Source organism: Enterobacter cloacae complex sp. Mu1197 (genome assembly GCF_040059225.1).
GTDB classification, from domain to species: Bacteria; Pseudomonadota; Gammaproteobacteria; order Enterobacterales; family Enterobacteriaceae; genus Enterobacter; species Enterobacter quasiroggenkampii.
Window position 1 is genome coordinate 145,999 of the sequence record NZ_CP157375.1, and the last position, 17,328, is coordinate 163,326.

Consider the following 17,328-nt stretch of genomic DNA (forward strand, 5'->3'; position numbering starts at 1 on the left):
ATAGATTGAAATAGATTTATATATTAATGAACGCCTTCGCAGGGAATAATTTGTTAAACCTGCGAAGGTGTACGCAAAAACAAGTTTTTGATCATGTTCTTAAAATAATATTTTCCGTATGCTGCCGTGAGTTTATATCTCTTTGAGGATTTATTATGGCTGCATCCGTATTTTATATTCCTTCCGTGAATATTATTGGTTCTGATTCATTATCTTCCGCGATGGATACCATGCGCGATTATGGGTGGCGCCGCGCGCTGATTGTCACCGACGCGATGCTGAGCAAGCTGGGTATGGCTGCTGATATCCAAAACGCTCTTAAGGAACGCGATATTTCCAGTGTGATTTACGATGGCACACATCCTAATCCTACAACGGCAAACGTTGCTGCTGGTCTGGCAATATTAAAGAGCAACCACTGCGACTGTGTTATATCTCTGGGCGGCGGGTCGCCACATGACTGTGCAAAAGGTATTGCACTGGTGGCCGCTAATGGCGGCGATATTCGTGACTATGAGGGCGTTGATCGCTCGGCAAAACCGCAATTGCCAATGATTGCCATTAATACCACCGCCGGAACAGCCTCTGAAATGACACGCTTCTGTATTATTACCGATGAGGCGCGCCATATTAAAATGGCTATTGTGGATAAACATGTCACACCGGTTCTGTCCGTCAACGATTCTTCTCTAATGGCAGGGATGCCTGCATCGCTAACGGCGGCAACCGGCATGGATGCTCTGACCCACGCTATTGAGGCCTATGTTTCCGTGGCAGCCACACCGATTACGGATGCCTGTGCACTTAAAGCAGTGACGATGATCAGCGAAAATCTGGTGCATGCCGTTGAGAATGGCAACAATGCCGACGCGCGTGAAGCAATGGCCTATGCTCAATTCCTCGCTGGCATGGCTTTTAATAACGCTTCCTTAGGCTACGTTCACGCAATGGCGCACCAGTTAGGCGGTTTTTACGACCTTCCACACGGCGTATGTAATGCGGTACTGCTGCCGCACGTTCAGGTGTTTAACAGTAAAGTGGCGGCAGCCCGTTTGCGAGACTGTGCGGGAGCTATGGGCGTAGATGTTAGCAAGATGACTGAGGAGCAGGGTGCACAGGCGTGCATCGGGGAAATTCGCGCCCTGGCTCGTAAAGTGAATATCCCGTCCGGCCTCCGTGAACTGAACGTCAAAGAGGACGATATTCCGGTGCTTGCGACCAATGCGCTGAAGGATGCCTGCGGGTTCACCAATCCCGTTCAGGCTACCCATGATGAGATAGTGGCGATTTATCGCGCCGCGATGTGACCTCCGTCGTAAACACCGTTACCGGCTGGCGAGAAAATCGCCAGCCGGAACTACCCTTGTTGTACACCAACAGCAAGGAGACGGACATGACAAACAATCCTCCCTCATCGCGTATCCAGCCCGGCGAGTATGGTTTTCCCCTCAAGCTGAAGCCCCGTTATGACAACTTTATTGGCGGCGACTGGGTCGCTCCCGTCGACGGCGAATACTATTCCAACCTGACCCCGGTTACCGGCCAGCCGCTGTGCGAGATTGCCAGCTCCGGTAAGCGTGATATCGACCTGGCGCTGGATGCGGCGCACAAAGCGAAAGAGAAATGGGCTCACACCTCCGTGCAGGACCGGGCGGCGATCCTGTTCAAAATCGCCGACCGGATGGAGCAGAATCTGGAGCTGCTGGCGACGGCGGAAACCTGGGATAACGGCAAGCCGATCCGGGAAACGATGGCGGCTGACGTGCCGCTGGCTATTGACCACTTCCGCTATTTTGCCTCCTGTATTCGCGCTCAGGAGGGCGGGATCAGCGAAGTTGACAGCGATACCGTGGCGTATCACTTCCACGAACCGCTGGGCGTCGTCGGGCAAATTATTCCGTGGAACTTCCCGCTGCTGATGGCGAGCTGGAAAATGGCGCCCGCGCTGGCGGCCGGAAACTGTATTGTGCTCAAACCGGCGCGTCTGACCCCGCTCTCGGTCCTGCTGCTGATGGAAATCGTTGGCGATCTCCTGCCGCCGGGCGTGATTAACGTGGTGAACGGCGCGGGCGGGGAGATAGGCGAATATCTGGCTACCTCAAAACGTATCGCCAAAGTGGCGTTTACCGGGTCGACGGAGGTGGGCCAGCAGATCATGCAGTACGCCACGCAGAACATTATCCCGGTGACTCTGGAACTGGGCGGGAAATCCCCGAACATCTTCTTCGCGGACGTGATGGAGGAAGAGGATGCCTTCTTCGATAAAGCCCTGGAAGGGTTTGCGCTGTTTGCGTTTAACCAGGGCGAAGTCTGCACCTGCCCAAGCCGTGCGCTGGTGCAGGAATCCATCTACGAGCGCTTTATGGAGCGGGCCATTCGCCGCGTTGAGTCTATCCGCAGCGGTAACCCGCTCGATAACGTTACACAGATGGGGGCGCAGGTCTCGCACGGACAGCTGGAAACGATCCTCAACTACATCGACATCGGCAAGAAAGAGGGGGCGGATATTCTCACCGGCGGGCGTCGTAAGGTGCTGGGAGGGGATCTGCAGGACGGCTATTACCTTGAGCCGACGATCCTCTTCGGCCAGAACAACATGCGCGTTTTCCAGGAGGAGATTTTCGGCCCGGTGCTGGCCGTGACCACCTTTAAAACGACAGAGGAGGCGCTGGAGATTGCCAACGACACGCCGTATGGCCTGGGCGCAGGCGTCTGGAGCCGCAACGGTAATCTGGCCTATAAAATGGGCCGCGGCATTCAGGCCGGGCGCGTCTGGACTAACTGCTACCACGCCTATCCGGCGCACGCGGCATTTGGCGGTTATAAGCAGTCGGGCATCGGACGTGAAACCCACAAGATGATGCTGGAGCATTACCAGCAGACCAAATGTCTGCTGGTCAGCTATTCTGATAAACCACTGGGGCTGTTCTAGTCGCCCAGCTCAGGCCGTCCGTGGGCGGCCTGGGCAATTTGCTGGCGCAGGCAGTTAAGGACGCCATCCAGAACGTATTGCACGCGCCAGGGCTGGTATTCACGTTTGCGGAAGATGGCCGTCAGATCGAGCCACCACTCCTCCTGATGCGGGAAACAGGGGACCAGCATGCCTTTCGTTAATTCTTTTTTCAGACTCTCTTTTGGTGCAAAAACAATCCCCAGATTATTTCTGGCCAGCTCCAGGGCCGTCTGCGTATTGTCGCAAATATAATTACCGGTCACCCGGTAGTCATGCACGTCATCGCTGCCGTGCACGCGGAAACGCCAGATGTTGGCATCATCGACCAGCATGGAGTCAATGAGAATACAGGAGTGATTAATTAAATCTTCAGGTCCGGTTAAGGGATGTTTATTTAAATATTCTACGGTTGCGAAGGCCGTAACGGAATATTGTGTCAGCACGCTGGCCACCAGACTTTCGTCTTTTGGCTGAGCATAGGTAATTAAAATGTCGCAGTCATCCGGAAAGGTAACGCCTTCAGAAAATTCATTCCGGTCCAGATTGTAGGTTTTCAGGGAGATACGGATGTCACCGATGTCTTCTATCTGATGGATCACGTGTCGCGCGAGGTAGGTCACGATACCTGTTGGGGCATAGATCGTCACTTTTCCGCGCTTTTCGTGCTTATAATCAGCAATGAAATTAACAAGCTGGCTGTTCTTATCCAGCGTGGCGTTCACGTAGGGGAGTAACGCTTCACCAAACTGGGTCAGGGCCAGCTGGCGCGTGGTGCGCTCAAAAACCTTGAGCCCAACCCGCGTTTCAAAATCAGACAGATATTTACTGACGTTGGCCTGCGCCATACCCAGCAGGGCGGCGGCATCACCAATGCTGTGGGTGGCGGCGATGACGGAGATAATTTTTAATTCGCGTGGTTTTAGCTGTAATGTACTCATCATGCACACCCATCTATATGATTTTATATATAATATTATATAAACCGCAGCGTTGCATTGGCAATTTTGTAACCATTATTATGCGCCTCGCTTGTTTGGCATTTAAATGGATTACATAGAATGACTATTAAATACAATTTACTCATCGCTGCCACGTTATTTGCATCAACGTCTGCCATGGCCGGTGAATTTTCACTTGGAGCGGGGGCTGTATTTAATGAGTCTCCATACAAAGGCTATAACGAAAATACGACTGCGGTACCGTTAATTAGCTACGAAGGCGATCGCTTTTACGTTCGCCAGACCACGGGCGGATGGATCCTGTGGAAAGATGCAAAAAATGAATTAAGCCTGACCGCAACGTGGATGCCGCTGCATTTCGACCCTGACGATAATGATGATCATCAGATGAAGCAGCTGGATGAGCGTAAAGCGTCCGCCTTCCTCGGCGGTGCGTACTACCGCCACGAGAGCTGGGGATCGCTGAAAGTGGCGGTCTCTGGTGATGCCACGGATGAAAGCGGCGGCGTGATCGGCGAAGTATCATACTTCCGTCCAATCAAAATGGATCGCCTGACCCTGACGCCTTCTGTGGGTGTGTTCTACAGCGACGAAAGCTATAACGACTACTACTACGGCGTATCCGGCAGCGAGTCTCGCCGCTCCGGACTGGATCAATACACTGCCGGTGACAGCTGGACGCCATACGTTGGTCTGGCGGCTAAATATCAGTTAACCCAGAAGCTGTATCTCAATGCCAGCGCGGTCTACACCGTGTTGCCTGACGACGTGAAGAATAGCCCGATGATCGACCGCGACGACAGCTTCGCGCTGATGACCGGCCTGACCTGGCGTTTCTGATGCGGTAAAGCCGGGTGGCGGCTTCGCCTTACCCGGCCTACATGAACTGCCATCGCGGATTTACGTAGGCCCGTGCAAGCGAAGCGTCGCCGGGCATTTTTTGATAGTCCCGATCTCCAGTTCGTTAATCGAAGCGCATTTCTGGCTGAGGCAGCACGTCGCGTGCTGCCTGGGTAAAGATTAATTATAGAGAGCTGCGGTTGCTTTCAGGATATCAGAAAATGAATAGATATCATCTACCGTCGCTATGGGATGACGCGTTTCGTTTTTTTCTATATCGAAAAGACCGATGTATTTTTGCGTGCGATTAAAATGTAATCGGCAAAGGGGTTTGCGGTTGTTGTCATCTACAAGAATACCAAAGTAGCTTTTGGTATCTCTGTGAGTTATACGGGGTGCCTCCAGTACCGCTCTGGTGATTGCTTTAACAATATGATATCCCTCGAGCTCCTCTAGCGTTGTTACCACATCGCTTTCGTCTTTATATTCGTCTTCCTCAATATGTGATGACTCATTTGGAGTTTCGATGATCGCTGGGGTTATGCCCGTAATGGCTGACTTAAGGCGCTCATTTACCTGATCATTTATGTACTGACTTGCTGCTTTTTTAGTCAAATTTAAAAAAGACTCTCTGACTTTTTGGGTCAGAATCCCATCATAAACTCGGGATGCAAAAAACTTCACAAAGTCATCTTCAGGGTTATTTAGCTGAGAATGCAGTATTTTTTTTGATTTGGCTGACATATTTTAATTCACCAGCAGCATTGATAATTGATTCCAAATCAAACGAAGACTTAGTTAATTTTTTTAACTCAGGTATTATATTCTCGTCAATATCAAGAAGGTCTACTTCCAAAAATGGTTTTTCATCCATTTTATTAGGAGCATCCAGATCGGTAAAGAATTTATAATTTTGTCCATTGGTGAGGATTGAGATTCTGGCGTTTGTTACATGAAAATACCTGAATAACTGCGAGGCATGATTTATATTTAATGGCTCGCCAATTTTCTTACATTCAATAAGTATCTGTACATCATTGTTTTTCATTATAGCATAATCGATTTTCTCACCTTTTTTTGTACCAACATCACAGACAAACTCAGGTGTCACCTCTGAAGGATCAAAAACATCATAACCCAGAACGTTATGAATGAATGGCATTACAAATGCAGTTTTTGTTGCTTCTTCTGTATTAATGACATCAAGTTGTTGTTTTATTTTATTTGATAAGGCATTTAATCTTTCAGTGAATTCCATGGTATATCCTTATTTTTAGCTGTGTGTCTTTATGGAATAACACTAAAATGCATGTCAGACAATGGTATGTCTGAGTTGAGCGGCCGCAAAAAAACAATACCGAGGGATAGATCACATTGTCTTTCAATCAATGATAATCAGTGAGCTCGGCATCACCGAGCTCGATAAAAATATTATATATTAATAAAGGTGGCATTATTCTTGTTTATGCTTCATCCACCCAGATCCGCATTTCCCCTTCTCCCCGGTTCGCCCAACTGAACCACGGAATAAAGGTTAGCGTCTGCGGCTGACGTTGTACCGGCGGGCGGTCATAGTACCACAGCGCATCAGTGTCCTTCGTATGACAGCCTGTCCCCTCTGCCTGTATCAGCATCTTGTGCGCGAAAATGCCTTTACCTTCAAAGACCCGGAACGTGCTGTCAGGCGGCAAGGAAAGGTTATGCAGATTGGTGCCGTTATCCGCTTCTTCCAGACAGTAAACCAGCGGCCCGCGCTGTAGCGCGACTTTTCCCGCCTGCTGGCGTACCTGCGGATTTCCGTACACCCGGCGAACCGGCATCGGTAGCGTCAGCGTGACGACATCCCCTTCTTGCCAGTTTCGGGTCAGATAGAGGTATCTCCGTGAAATTTCACCTGCAGCGTCTTCACCGTTCAACGATACCTCAGGCGCCGCGCACCAGTCCGGCAGGCGCAGGGCCAGGGTATGTTTCACCGGCGAAGGTGAGACGATCTCGATTTTCACCGCTTCCTGCCACGGATAATTACCGCCGATCCGCAGCGCCAGGGTTTCATCGCCAACCGGAATGACGACATCGTTGCCGACGTAGAGATTAATAAATAGCGCATCCTGGCGAACGGTATAAATATAATGCCCCAGCGACGTCAGCACGCGGGCGATATTTGGCGGGCAACAGGCGCAGCCAAACCAGCGCTGGCGGACGGGCTTCACGTGATCGTAGATATGGTTGAACGCCAGGGTTTTCGGATGGACTTCCAGCGGGTTCACATAGAAGAAGTGCTTACCGTCCAGCGCCATGCCGCCCAGCACCGTGTTGTATAGCGCGCGCTCCATTACGTCGGCGTAGTGGCCGTCGGCCTCCATTTCCAGCATCCGGCGGGCAAACATCATCAGGCCGATGGAGGCACAGCTTTCGGCGTACACCGTATCGTTGGGCAGATCGTAATCGCTGCTGAACGCCTCGCCGCTGCTTTGCGACCCAATCCCGCCGGTAATGTACAGCTGACGCTGCGCCATATTTTTCCACAGCCGCAGGCAGTCCCGCCGTTTACCCTCGTCATGGCTCAGGCGTGCCAGATGCGCCATGCCCGCCATCAGATAGACGAAACGTACGGCGTGGCCGGTGGCCGTTTGTTGCTCGGCAAGGGGTTGATGCGCCTGGCTGTAAGCCTTGTCTTTGACCATCCACGCCGGGCCATAGGTATTCCAGTACGACGTTCTGCCGCGCTTCTCGTATTCGATATCGTAGAAGTGAGGCTGGGTGCCGCGCGCCTCGATAAAGTATTTCGCCAGATTAAGGTACCGGGGCGCCTGCGTAACGTCATAAAGTCGCATCAGCGCCAGCTCGATTTCCGGATGGCCCGGATAACCGTGCAGCTGGTTTTCACCGGGGCCAAACACGCTGTCGATATGGTCCGCCAGCCTGCAGACCACGTCCAGCAGGTGGCGTTTTCCGGTCCCCTGAAAATACGCCACGCCCGCTTCAATCATATGTCCGGCGCAGTAGAGCTCGTGACATTCGGCCAGATTGGTCCAGCGCTCCTCAGGCGCTTTTACCGTAAAGTAGGTGTTGAGATAGCCATCCTCACACTGCGCCGCAGCGACCAGCTCAATCACCTCGTCGGCGGTTTTCTCCAGTTCAGCATCAGGCTTCTGGCACAGCGACCACGCTACGGCTTCCAGCCATTTCGCCACGTCGCTGTCCTGAAACACCATACCGTAGAATTCACCCTGCTCCAGACCTGCAGCAATGCGGAAGTTGCTAATGGCGTGGCTGGGTTCGGCTTCCGTCACGCGGTCGTTTAGCGCATCCCACTGGTAGGGGATCACCACTTCACGGACCAGTCGTTGATACTGCCCGAGAAACGGGTCGTTAATTTTCAGCTTGTGCAGGTCGGGTTCCATTATGGACATAACGTTCTCCTCAGGACGGTACGTGACGCTGGCGCAGGTCGGTGGCAATGCGCGACATCATTGGGTTGTTGAGTTTGCACCAGCGGATGGAAACGGCCAGTAGCAGATGGAAAAGGGCGGGGAGCAGGGTCTCCATGGCGGTGATGCCCTGCAGCGAAGCCTGTGTCTGATTGCCCGTGCCCGGCTGGTAGGCGACGACGATAAACACCAGGCTGATGATCCCGGCGCTGGAGGCCCACGCGAGCTTGATGAAAAACAGGTTGAAGGCGAAGTTCATGCCCGATGAGCGCACCCCGGTTTTCCATTCGCCGTAGTCGTCGGCAAAGGCCATCAGCGAGAAATGCAGCGGCAGGGTGAAGCCCAGGATCACGCCGTTGCTTAAAATGACGATCAGCCAGAGCGTCTGGTGCGCCGGGCCTCCTGGCAGAAACCACATTCCCAGCGCAAGAGCGGCGAGCACCAGGTTGGTGTAGTAGTAGAGTTTGACGGTATCAATACGGCGCGACAGCGGGTTGACGATGACCGCCCCCAGAATGGCCGCAAAGGTCACCATCGTGAAAAACAGCGAGGTATAGGCGGTGCTGCCCTGCAGTACGTAGGTGATAAAGTACATGTATCCGCCGCCGCGAATGTTGAAAACGTTGATCAGCAGGAACGACATCACCAGCATCAGCAGCAACTGATCGTTTTTACGCAGTCCGGCCAGATGCTCCCGCAGGGTGAATTTGCCCATCAGCGCCAGCGGGACACGCTCGCGTACCCAGAAGAAGCAGCACAGAAACATCACCACGGCGATGGCGCACAGGACGCCGACGCCAAGCTGATAACCTTTGGCAGCATCTCCCTGGCCCAGTTCAGCGACCAGCCACGGCAGGCCTACGGAGACCAAAAATCCTGCCACGCCGCACAGCACGAAGCGCCAGGACTGGCAGGATATCACCTCGTTATGGCGGGTGGTCATGGTATTAATCAGCGCGCAGTAGGGAACGTTGATGGCGGTATAGCCGACGGACAGCAGCAGATAAGTCCCGAATGCCCAGGCGATTTTCACGCCCATGCTGGCCTCGGGAACGGTGAAGGTCAGCACGCCGATAACTCCGATCGGGAAGGCGACCCACAGCTGCCATGGGCGAAAGCGCCCCCAGCGGCTCTGCGTGCGGTCGGCAATAATGCCCATGACCGGATCGGAAATAGCGTCGAATACGCGCAGGGCAATAAAGAGCGTACCCACGAGCGCAGGCGTCAGACCAAAAATATCGGTATAGAAAAAGGTCAGAAAATTCATGATCAGGCAGGTAATCACCGTACCGCCCGCGTCGCCCAGGCCGTAGCCAATTTTTTCGCGCACGGACAAACGGTCATTTATCGCCTGTTGTGTAACGTCAGACTCTGTAATCGGTGTGGAAGTCATCGGGTAACTCCTCGGTAATCGAATTTATTATCGTATTTGTGCAAGGTACCTGATTATTCTGCACTGAATGGGGAGGCCAACAAGGGAAGGGAAAAGTATAAAAAGATGACGATTCCGACCTGATGATAAAAATGTGATTCCGATCGGGCCGTCGGGCCATTATTTATTAATAATCAATGGATGCATTTAATAATGGCGGCATTAAAAGCGAAATGGTGAATATAAATGCTTGAATTATCCATAGCGTTTCCGGTTAAGGTTCAAAACGGTGGGTTGTTTATTTCCCGGGGTGTGGGCCGCCATCCTGCGCGTAAATTAACATCGTGGGAGATTATTTTTGTCGAAAAAGGTACATTAACGATCCAGGAAGAAAATACGGTATTTGACGTGAAGGCGGGCGAGAGTTTGCTTCTTTGGCCTGGCAGGCGACATGTAGGCGTCGGCGACTTTCCCGCCGATCTGAAGTTTTACTGGCTGCATTTTGAGGTTGAGCATCACCTGCCCCGATTACCCAATCTGGCAATCGAACAACACTGCCGCGTGAGGGATGCCCAGTATGTGATTTCTCTTTTTCGCCAGTTCCTGAGCGAGCAGGAGAAATTACAGCGAAGCGTGGCGCTGGAAATCATTTTATTACTGATTTTGCAGCAAATTTCCCTTTCGTCAGGCTATGAAGACAACGCAGATGAAGCCGGTGCAGCAATGGCGTGGAAGGCGAAGCAACTTATTCGCACGCAGTTCCATTTGCCGCTTTCTACCTCACAACTGGCAAAAGCATTGCACTGTAATGCGGATTATCTGGGGCGCGTGTTTCGCCGGACCTTCCATTTAACCCTGACGGAGGCGATACATCGCCAGCGCGTCAGGGCGGCAGAAAAATTGTTACTGAATGACTCTGTATCGCTCACCGAAGTGGCAATGCGGTGTGGTTTTAATGACGTGGGCTATTTTCGGCAGATCTTTTCGAAGCATACCGGGTTAACTCCCGCCGTCTGGAAACGGCGGTACTGCAAGGAACACATTAATTCCGGGTGATCACTGTCCGTAATAGGCATTCGCTCCATGCTTGCGCAGATAATGCTTGTCGAGCAGTTCCTGCTGCATAACCGGAAGCTGTGGCGCGAGCTGGCGAGAGAACAGGCCCATATAGGCGCACTCTTCCAGCACCACGGCATTGTGAACCGCATCGGCCGCGTCTTTACCCCAGGCGAACGGGCCGTGGGAGTGGACCAGCACCGCCGGGATCTGCATCGGGCTAAGATCGCGCTCCTCGAAGGTTTTGATGATCACTTCACCCGTCTGGTATTCGTATTCTCCTGCAATCTCTGCCGTGGTCATCAGGCGCGTGCAGGGGATGGTCCCGTAGAAATAGTCCGCGTGCGTGGTACCCCAGGCCGGTAAATCCAGCCCCGCCTGGGACCAGATAGTGGCGTGGCGTGAATGGGTATGCACGATGCCGCCAATCTCCGGGTAACGACGATACAGCGCAAGATGGGTAGGCGTGTCTGAAGAGGGCTTTTTATTCCCCTCAATAACCTGGCCCGTGGCGATATTCACCACCACCATATCCTCCGCCGTCATCACGTCGTATTCCACACCGGACGGTTTAATGACCATCATGCCGCTTTTGCGGTCCACTGCGCTGACGTTGCCCCAGGTAAACGTCACCAGCTGGTGGGCGGGCAACGCCAGGTTTGCTGCCAGTACCTCGGCTTTAAGTTCGTCTAGCATGTCATGCCTCCTTCCTGCATACGGGCTTCAATCCAGCGGCGCGCCTGGATAATCTCCAGCACCGGTTCTTTTGCTTTTTCGGTCCACATTTCAATCAGAAATGCGCCGCGATAGTTCAGTTGATGCAGCGTGTTAAACACGCCAACGAAATCGACGCAGCCCTCGCCAAACGGCACGTCGCGGAACTGCCCGGGGCTTTGTGCGGTGACGGGTTGGGTATCTTTCAGGTGAATAGCCGCAATGCGGTCAATGCCCAGCGTCAGCTCGGCGGTGACGTCGTTACCCCACGCGCTCAGGTTGCCAACGTCCGGATAAACGCTGAACCACGGTGAGGCGAGCATGTCGTCCCACTTTTTCCATTTGCTGATGGAGTTCATAAACGCGGTGTCCATGATCTCCACCGCCAGCATCACCTGTGCGGCGGCGGCCTGCTCTACGGCCCACGCCAGCCCGTCGGCAAAGCGCTGTTGCGTCCCCTCGTCATGCGCTTCGTAATAGACGTCATACCCGGCAAGCTGGATGGTGCGAATGCCTAAATCACGCGCCAGCCTGATGGCTTTGCTCATGATCTCACGGGCGCGTTCGCGCACGGTTTCATCGCGGCTGCCAAACGGGAAACGACGGTGGGCAGACAAGCACATAGAGGGGATCGCCACGCCGGTTTCCAGCATCGCTTCCACCAGAGAGGCGCGCTGCGTGGTGCTCCAGTCGAGGCGTGATAATCGCTCGTCGGTTTCATCGACAGACATCTCGACAAAATCGAACCCGCAGCTTTTCGCCAGTACCAGCCGCTCGGGCCAGGAGAGATCTTTTGGCAGCGCTTTTTCGTAAATACCTAACGGATGCTGACGCATGGTTACGCTCCCCAGATGTCGCGAATGTGCGAATGGAATGCCTGTGCCACCTGCGGTGGATTGGCGGCACCTGCCAGCGCGCGTCCGGCAATAAAGGCTTTGACGTTGATTTGCTTAAACAGCGGCAGGTCGGCGGGGGTGATACCGCCGGTAATCGAAAGCTGCAAACCGATATCGGAGAGCGCTTTCATTTTTGCGAGATCCGCCTCACCCCACTGCTGGCCGCTCGCCTGTGCGTCACGTCCGCGGTGATAAATGGCCTGCTTCACGCCGATGCGATGCCATGCGCGAGCATCATCCAGCGTCCAGTGACCAAAGAGCTCCATCTGAATTTCTCCCCCGCGGCGCAGGGCTACCTCGTGGCCGCGTTCAACGGTGGCCAGCGGGGCGGCGCAGATGATGGTCATCCAGTTTGCCCCCGCGCCAAACGCCTGCTCTGCCAGCGTTTCTCCGGCATCGGCCACTTTCCAGTCCGCAACGATGATTTTATCCGGGCATTGCTCGCGCAGGGCGCGCACGGCGTTTAGCCCTTCGGTCAGGCACAAAATGGTGCCCGCTTCGACGATATCAACGTGATCGGCAAGCGTCGCGACATCACGCTGCGCGGCCTGAAGAGAGGTATGGTCGAGCGCCAACTGCAGTAATGGTCGGCTCATAGGTTGTTCTCCTTAACTCGGGCGTGATAGCCCTGTAGTGCTGAAATCAGTAGCTGATAGCGCTGATACTTGCGCTGATAGGCCGCATGGGCGTGCATGTCAGGCTCAATGACACGAATGTCGTGTCGGAGGGCGCATTGCGCCGTATGGAAATCGGGATACACGCCGGTGCCGACCAGGGCGGCCAGCGCCGCGCCGGAACAGCCGGTCTCTTCTACCTGCGGCAGTTCAATCGCCAGCCCGCTGACGTCCGCAAGCATTTGCATCCACACGTCCGAATGGGTTGGACCACCCGTCACGCGCAGGGCATGAACGTGGGTAAAGCGTTCGAGCATGCGGTTGAGGTGGGTCATGTGGCAGAACACCACGCCCTCATAAACCGCCTGCAGCAGGTGCGCGCGGGTGTGTAGCGCCTGCATCCCGTAGAAGCCGCTGGTCATCTCCAGCCCGGCGTTGCTGCCATAGAGGAACGGCAGAAAGTACACATCGCTTTCGGCTTTCGGCAGGCTGGCGACGGCGTGGTTGATCTCGCTGAACGACATGTCGCCCCACTGCGCGGTGAGCCACTCAAGATTGCCAGACGACGTCGGGCTGGCTTCGTGAACGATGTATTGCTGCGGATGCACGTAGCGGCCATAAACGTAGGGGAAGGGTTCGTTGCTGCGAAGTGCACTGGCGATCCCGCTGGTGACGGCCCAGGTGCCCATCACGGCATTCAGCGTGTGCTCGTCCTGCAGTCCGGCGCAGAGCGCGGTGGAAACCACATCAAACAGTCCCCCCACGACGGGCGTGCCCGCCGCGAGACCGGTAAGGGCGGCTGCCTGAGCGGTGATTTCCCCGCAGATTTCTGCTGAACCGACAATCGGCGGCAGGGCGCCGTCAATCTCGCTAATCCCGAGCCAGCGCGTAAGCTGCGGGTCATACTGCCCGGTATTCATGTTGTAGAGATTGGACTCGGAGATGTTGCTCTCTTCACCGCCCTTCACGCCGGTCAGGCACCAGCGCAGATAGTCGTGCGCCATCATCACGCAGCCAATCTGCTGATAGCGCTGCGGCTCGTTCTCTTTGACCCAGCGCAGAAGCGAGGCCGGATGCCCGGTCCACAGCGTCTGGCGCGTATGCGGGTAGAGTTTTTCGGGAATGCCGTCCTGCTGCCAGCGCTGCACAATCTCCAGTGCCCGGCGATCGGAGGAGAGGATGGCATTGCCCAACGGATGATCCTGTTTATCGAGCAGAAACAGCCCTTTACCCTGAGCAGAAATGCCGACCCCATTGATCTGGTTGCCGTTTACGCCTGCATTCTTGAGCAACGCGGCGATGGTTGCGTGGCAGTGCTGCCACAGCTGATGCATATCCCGCTCGGCGTAGCCCGCTCGCGGGCTGAGCGTGGCAACGGAGCGGCGTTCGATACTGACTTCTTTGCCCTGGCTGTTGTATAAACCGGCTTTCAGATAAGTACCGCCACAATCGATACCCAGCCAGAAGGTCTCTTTTTCACTCATCTTCATCTCGCTTAATTGCCGGGTGGCGCTGCGCTTACCCGGCCTACGGTTTGGTTTTCTCCCTCTCCCCGTGGGAGAGGGCTGGGGTGAGGGCATCAGGCCGCACGTTTATGGGGATTTACCGTGGGATTGGGCTCTGCACCGGCATCGCATTTCGCCGGCAACAGCAGGGCCAGCAGCGACGCCAGCGCGAGTGAAACGGCCAGGCAGTAGACGCCCGCATCTTTGCTGTACAGGGTGATCAGCACGCCAACGGCATAGGGGCCGCAGAAGCCACCGAGGTTGCCCAGGGCGTTGATCACGCCGCGCGCGCCGCCCGCCATCTCTGCGCTAAACAGTCTTGCCGGGATCGTCCAGAACACGCCGGCGGCGGATTGCAGGAAGAAACCGCAGCCCACCAGTGCGGCATAGGCCAGCCAGATGTTTGCTTTCAGGGCTACGGAGAGGAACATGCAGAGCGCGAAGCCAATCAACGGCAGGGAGACAAACAGCTTGCGCTTGCCGGTGCGGTCAGAAAGCGAGGAGAACAGGAACATGCCCGCAATGGCGCCGATGTAGGGCAGGATGGCGAGCATCCCCACCTGACCAATGCTGGTGTGCGTCAACTCCTTCAGAATGGTCGGCAGCCAGAGGGTGTAACCGTAAATCCCGGTCTGATAGAAGAAATTCAGGGCGATCAACTGCCACATGGTTTTGTCAGACAGCACCGCGCTGAGCGAGGCATTTTTCACCTCTTTTCCGGCGATGGCCTGTTGTTCAGCCGCCAGCGTTTGTACCAGATAGTTTTTCTCTGCCGCTGAGATCCAGCGGGCTTCCTGCGGACGGTCGTAGACCGTGAATGCCCAGAGCACCAGCACAACAATGGACATCAGACCTTCAATGATGAACAGCCAGCGCCAGTCAAGTGCGGTGATAATCCAGCCCGACAGCGGGGCGGTGATTATCCCGGCGATGGGTACGAACATGATCACAATTGCGTTGGCGCGACCGCGTTCGGCATCCGGGAACCAGTTGCTGATCATGGTGAGCACAACGGGCAGCATCCCGCCTTCCGCCACGCCGAGTAAGAAGCGCAGCACCAGCAGCTGGTACTGATTCGTCACGAGACCCGTGAGCACCGAGATCACCGCCCAGGCGACCAGTGACCAGCCGATAAATTTCTTGCCGCTACCGTGCACCGCAATCTTGCCGCCGGGTACCTGCAGGAACAGATAGCCGATAAAGAATATGCCGCCCGCGAGGCCTGCCATGGTGGCGGTAATACCTAATTCTTCGTCCATACCTCCCGGCATTGCAAACGCGATATTCACGCGGTCCATATATGAAATAATACAGGCGATAAGAATAGGAGGAATGATTCTTAGCCAGCGCTGGCGCGGAATGTCCGCATGTAGAGCATGAGTAGAAATATTCATAGTTAATCTCTCAGTAGGTAACCGGAATAAACTTTTCTTATTGTTATTGCGTTGCTTTATTCATTGCGCTGATACCGTCGCGCAAAATGGCGATGCGATGGCTGACATCAGCATTAGCATTTATTTCCAGTAATTTAATACCGGAGAATTTCAACGTTGCGGCGCTCGCCGCAGTAAAGAGTGCTTTTGCACGTTCAGTGGACATCAGACTGTCGGCACAGAAGGAGGAAAATGGCGCGTGCAGATCCTGCCATTCACCGTACTCCCCGCCGGGGGTGGTGCCTGAAAACATCAGCGCACCCAGTTTCCCGGCATTAAGCGCGGCCTGAACGTGGTCAAGGGGAAGGGTGGTGTTACGGCCTTCGATGGCCGACCGCGCCCAGTTGATGCAGACGCTGATATCCGTGTCTTTCACCACCTCCAGCACCTGCTCCAGTGGCAGGAAGCCCTTGCGCGGTGCCGGGCCGTTCATGGCATCGCAGTGTTCCAGCACCAGATCGCAGTCCCAGTCCCAGCGTGTTATTTCACGGATGGAGCGGGAAAACGCTTCTGTAGCCTGTTCGACCGAGGCATTGCCCGCCTGCGGGGCGGCCTGCATTTCCAGAGCAATCACTTTGCCCGGATAACGGGTATTCACGGCGTTAATTTTTTGGTGCAAATGTCGGTAAAAGTCCACGCACGCTTTACGCTGCGTGTCGTCAGCCGAGGCCAGGCCAAATGCGCCGTTGCTGCCGCGGCGGCGCATGGTTTCCATTACTGCCGTGACCACGATTTGCCAGTCCCCCGGGGTATGGCGGAACAGCCATTCGTCACCAAGGGGATGAAGATTTTCAAGGCAAGGCTGTTCCAGCCCGCGAATATTCGGCGTGTCGGAAAGTTCCCGCCAGAAGGTTTGTTCTTCTTGTTCCCCTTTCTGGTGAAACGAGGGTGCGCAGGGGTACGCACCAATAATAAAACCGGTATTGGTCATTTCGCGTTCCTGTATTTATACCCGTCATACTTCAAGTTGCATGTGCGTTGGCTGCGCTCGTTCACCCCAGTCACTTACTTATGTAAGCTCCTGGAGATTCACTCTCTTGCCGCCTTCCTGCAACTCGAATTATTTAGGGTATATCAGAAAATTAATCTAATTCGCTGATTGCCACTTTCACCACAATTTTACGAATTGTGGTTTCCTTGTTTTTAATACAGGCAGGACGGTGCACATCCTGCGGAAAAAATATGGCATAGCTGCCGGGTATCATTTCGATAAACGACTCATTTTCACTGTCGTGATAAAAAATAATATCGCGCTGTTCCAGTAATGATTCGCTTATTTCGTTATTACCGGTATCAATCGCGATACCGATTTTCTCTTCACCCCAGGCCAGGAACTGGATATCCAGATAGCGGCGATGCACTTCCGGGCGATTCTCGTGCAGATTCTTTGTTGTCAGATCCAGAACCTGGGCAAAAATATTGCGACCTTCAATTTCTACTACGCCTGGCGCCAGGAGAGAGAAATCCGTCGTGCGCAGAAAATGAAGGGCTTTTTCAATTGCCCGCGGCAGGCGACACGGATTTGGCTGGGAAATATGTCCGAATATCATGGCCC

14 protein-coding genes and 1 pseudogene are annotated in these 17,328 nt (G+C 54.3%); 4 read left to right on the plus strand and 11 right to left on the minus strand.

What is annotated here, in order from left to right:
• The first annotated feature begins 155 nt into the window (after positions 1–155).
• Together yiaY and aldB are read left to right on the plus strand one after the other, a co-directional pair.
• On the plus strand, positions 156–1,307 hold the full coding sequence (gene yiaY / locus ABFV38_RS00675) for an L-threonine dehydrogenase (protein ID WP_348958178.1): 1,152 nt from the start codon (positions 156–158) through the stop codon (positions 1,305–1,307).
• A gap of 86 nt (positions 1,308–1,393) precedes the next feature.
• Complete coding sequence (gene aldB / locus ABFV38_RS00680; protein WP_348958180.1) at positions 1,394–2,932, plus strand: aldehyde dehydrogenase AldB; 1,539 nt, start codon at positions 1,394–1,396, stop codon at positions 2,930–2,932.
• Here the strand turns inward: aldB and ABFV38_RS00685 are convergent.
• Positions 2,929–3,894, minus strand: coding sequence for a LysR family transcriptional regulator (locus ABFV38_RS00685; protein WP_072061912.1), 966 nt, complete (start codon positions 3,892–3,894; stop codon positions 2,929–2,931). The genes aldB and ABFV38_RS00685 overlap by 4 nt on opposite strands.
• Before the next feature lie 117 nt (positions 3,895–4,011).
• Here ABFV38_RS00685 and ABFV38_RS00690 point away from each other — a divergent pair, with 117 nt between their 5' ends.
• Positions 4,012–4,752: a MipA/OmpV family protein gene (locus tag ABFV38_RS00690; protein ID WP_023615822.1), complete on the plus strand. Its 741-nt coding sequence runs from the start codon at positions 4,012–4,014 to the stop codon at positions 4,750–4,752.
• 180 nt (positions 4,753–4,932) lie between these two features.
• Here the strand turns inward: ABFV38_RS00690 and ABFV38_RS00695 are convergent.
• The 3 genes and pseudogenes from ABFV38_RS00695 to ABFV38_RS00705 form a co-directional block, all read right to left on the minus strand.
• Positions 4,933–6,010: pseudogene (locus ABFV38_RS00695) on the minus strand (type I restriction endonuclease).
• Positions 6,011–6,215: 205 nt separating this feature from the next.
• Positions 6,216–8,165, minus strand: coding sequence for a glycoside hydrolase family 127 protein (locus ABFV38_RS00700; RefSeq protein ID WP_348958183.1), 1,950 nt, complete (start codon positions 8,163–8,165; stop codon positions 6,216–6,218).
• Positions 8,166–8,175: 10 nt separating this feature from the next.
• Positions 8,176–9,576 carry an MFS transporter gene (locus ABFV38_RS00705; RefSeq protein WP_348958185.1) on the minus strand — a complete coding sequence of 467 codons (1,401 nt, stop codon included), beginning with the start codon at positions 9,574–9,576 and terminating at the stop codon, positions 8,176–8,178.
• 225 nt (positions 9,577–9,801) lie between these two features.
• On the opposite strand from ABFV38_RS00705, the gene ABFV38_RS00710 reads away from it, so the two are divergent.
• On the plus strand, positions 9,802–10,611 hold the full coding sequence (locus tag ABFV38_RS00710; RefSeq protein ID WP_348958187.1) for a helix-turn-helix domain-containing protein: 810 nt from the start codon (positions 9,802–9,804) through the stop codon (positions 10,609–10,611).
• On the opposite strand, the gene araD is transcribed toward ABFV38_RS00710, so the two are convergent.
• The 7 genes from araD to ABFV38_RS00745 form a co-directional block, all read right to left on the minus strand.
• Positions 10,612–11,307, minus strand: coding sequence for an L-ribulose-5-phosphate 4-epimerase (gene araD, locus ABFV38_RS00715; RefSeq protein WP_048028083.1), 696 nt, complete (start codon positions 11,305–11,307; stop codon positions 10,612–10,614).
• On the minus strand, positions 11,301–12,161 hold the full coding sequence (locus ABFV38_RS00720; RefSeq protein ID WP_025910545.1) for an L-ribulose-5-phosphate 3-epimerase: 861 nt from the start codon (positions 12,159–12,161) through the stop codon (positions 11,301–11,303). The genes araD and ABFV38_RS00720 overlap by 7 nt, the downstream gene beginning before the upstream one ends.
• Positions 12,162–12,163: 2 nt before the next feature.
• A complete protein-coding gene (gene ulaD / locus ABFV38_RS00725) occupies positions 12,164–12,817 on the minus strand; it encodes a 3-keto-L-gulonate-6-phosphate decarboxylase UlaD (protein WP_047071174.1) in 654 nt (217 codons plus the stop codon).
• Positions 12,814–14,319 carry an FGGY-family carbohydrate kinase gene (locus ABFV38_RS00730; protein WP_348958190.1) on the minus strand — a complete coding sequence of 502 codons (1,506 nt, stop codon included), beginning with the start codon at positions 14,317–14,319 and terminating at the stop codon, positions 12,814–12,816. Before ABFV38_RS00730 ends, ulaD begins: the two co-directional genes overlap by 4 nt.
• A gap of 95 nt (positions 14,320–14,414) precedes the next feature.
• The gene (locus ABFV38_RS00735; protein ID WP_025910539.1) at positions 14,415–15,734 is read right to left on the minus strand and encodes an MFS transporter; all 1,320 of its coding nucleotides are present in this window, start codon (positions 15,732–15,734) and stop codon (positions 14,415–14,417) included.
• A gap of 43 nt (positions 15,735–15,777) precedes the next feature.
• Entirely contained in the window at positions 15,778–16,704 is a 927-nt protein-coding gene (locus ABFV38_RS00740; RefSeq protein WP_348958193.1) for a DUF4862 family protein, read from the minus strand.
• Between the two features lie 151 nt (positions 16,705–16,855).
• Entirely contained in the window at positions 16,856–17,323 is a 468-nt protein-coding gene (locus tag ABFV38_RS00745) for a YhcH/YjgK/YiaL family protein (RefSeq protein WP_348958195.1), read from the minus strand.
• Positions 17,324–17,328: the final 5 nt, after the last annotated feature.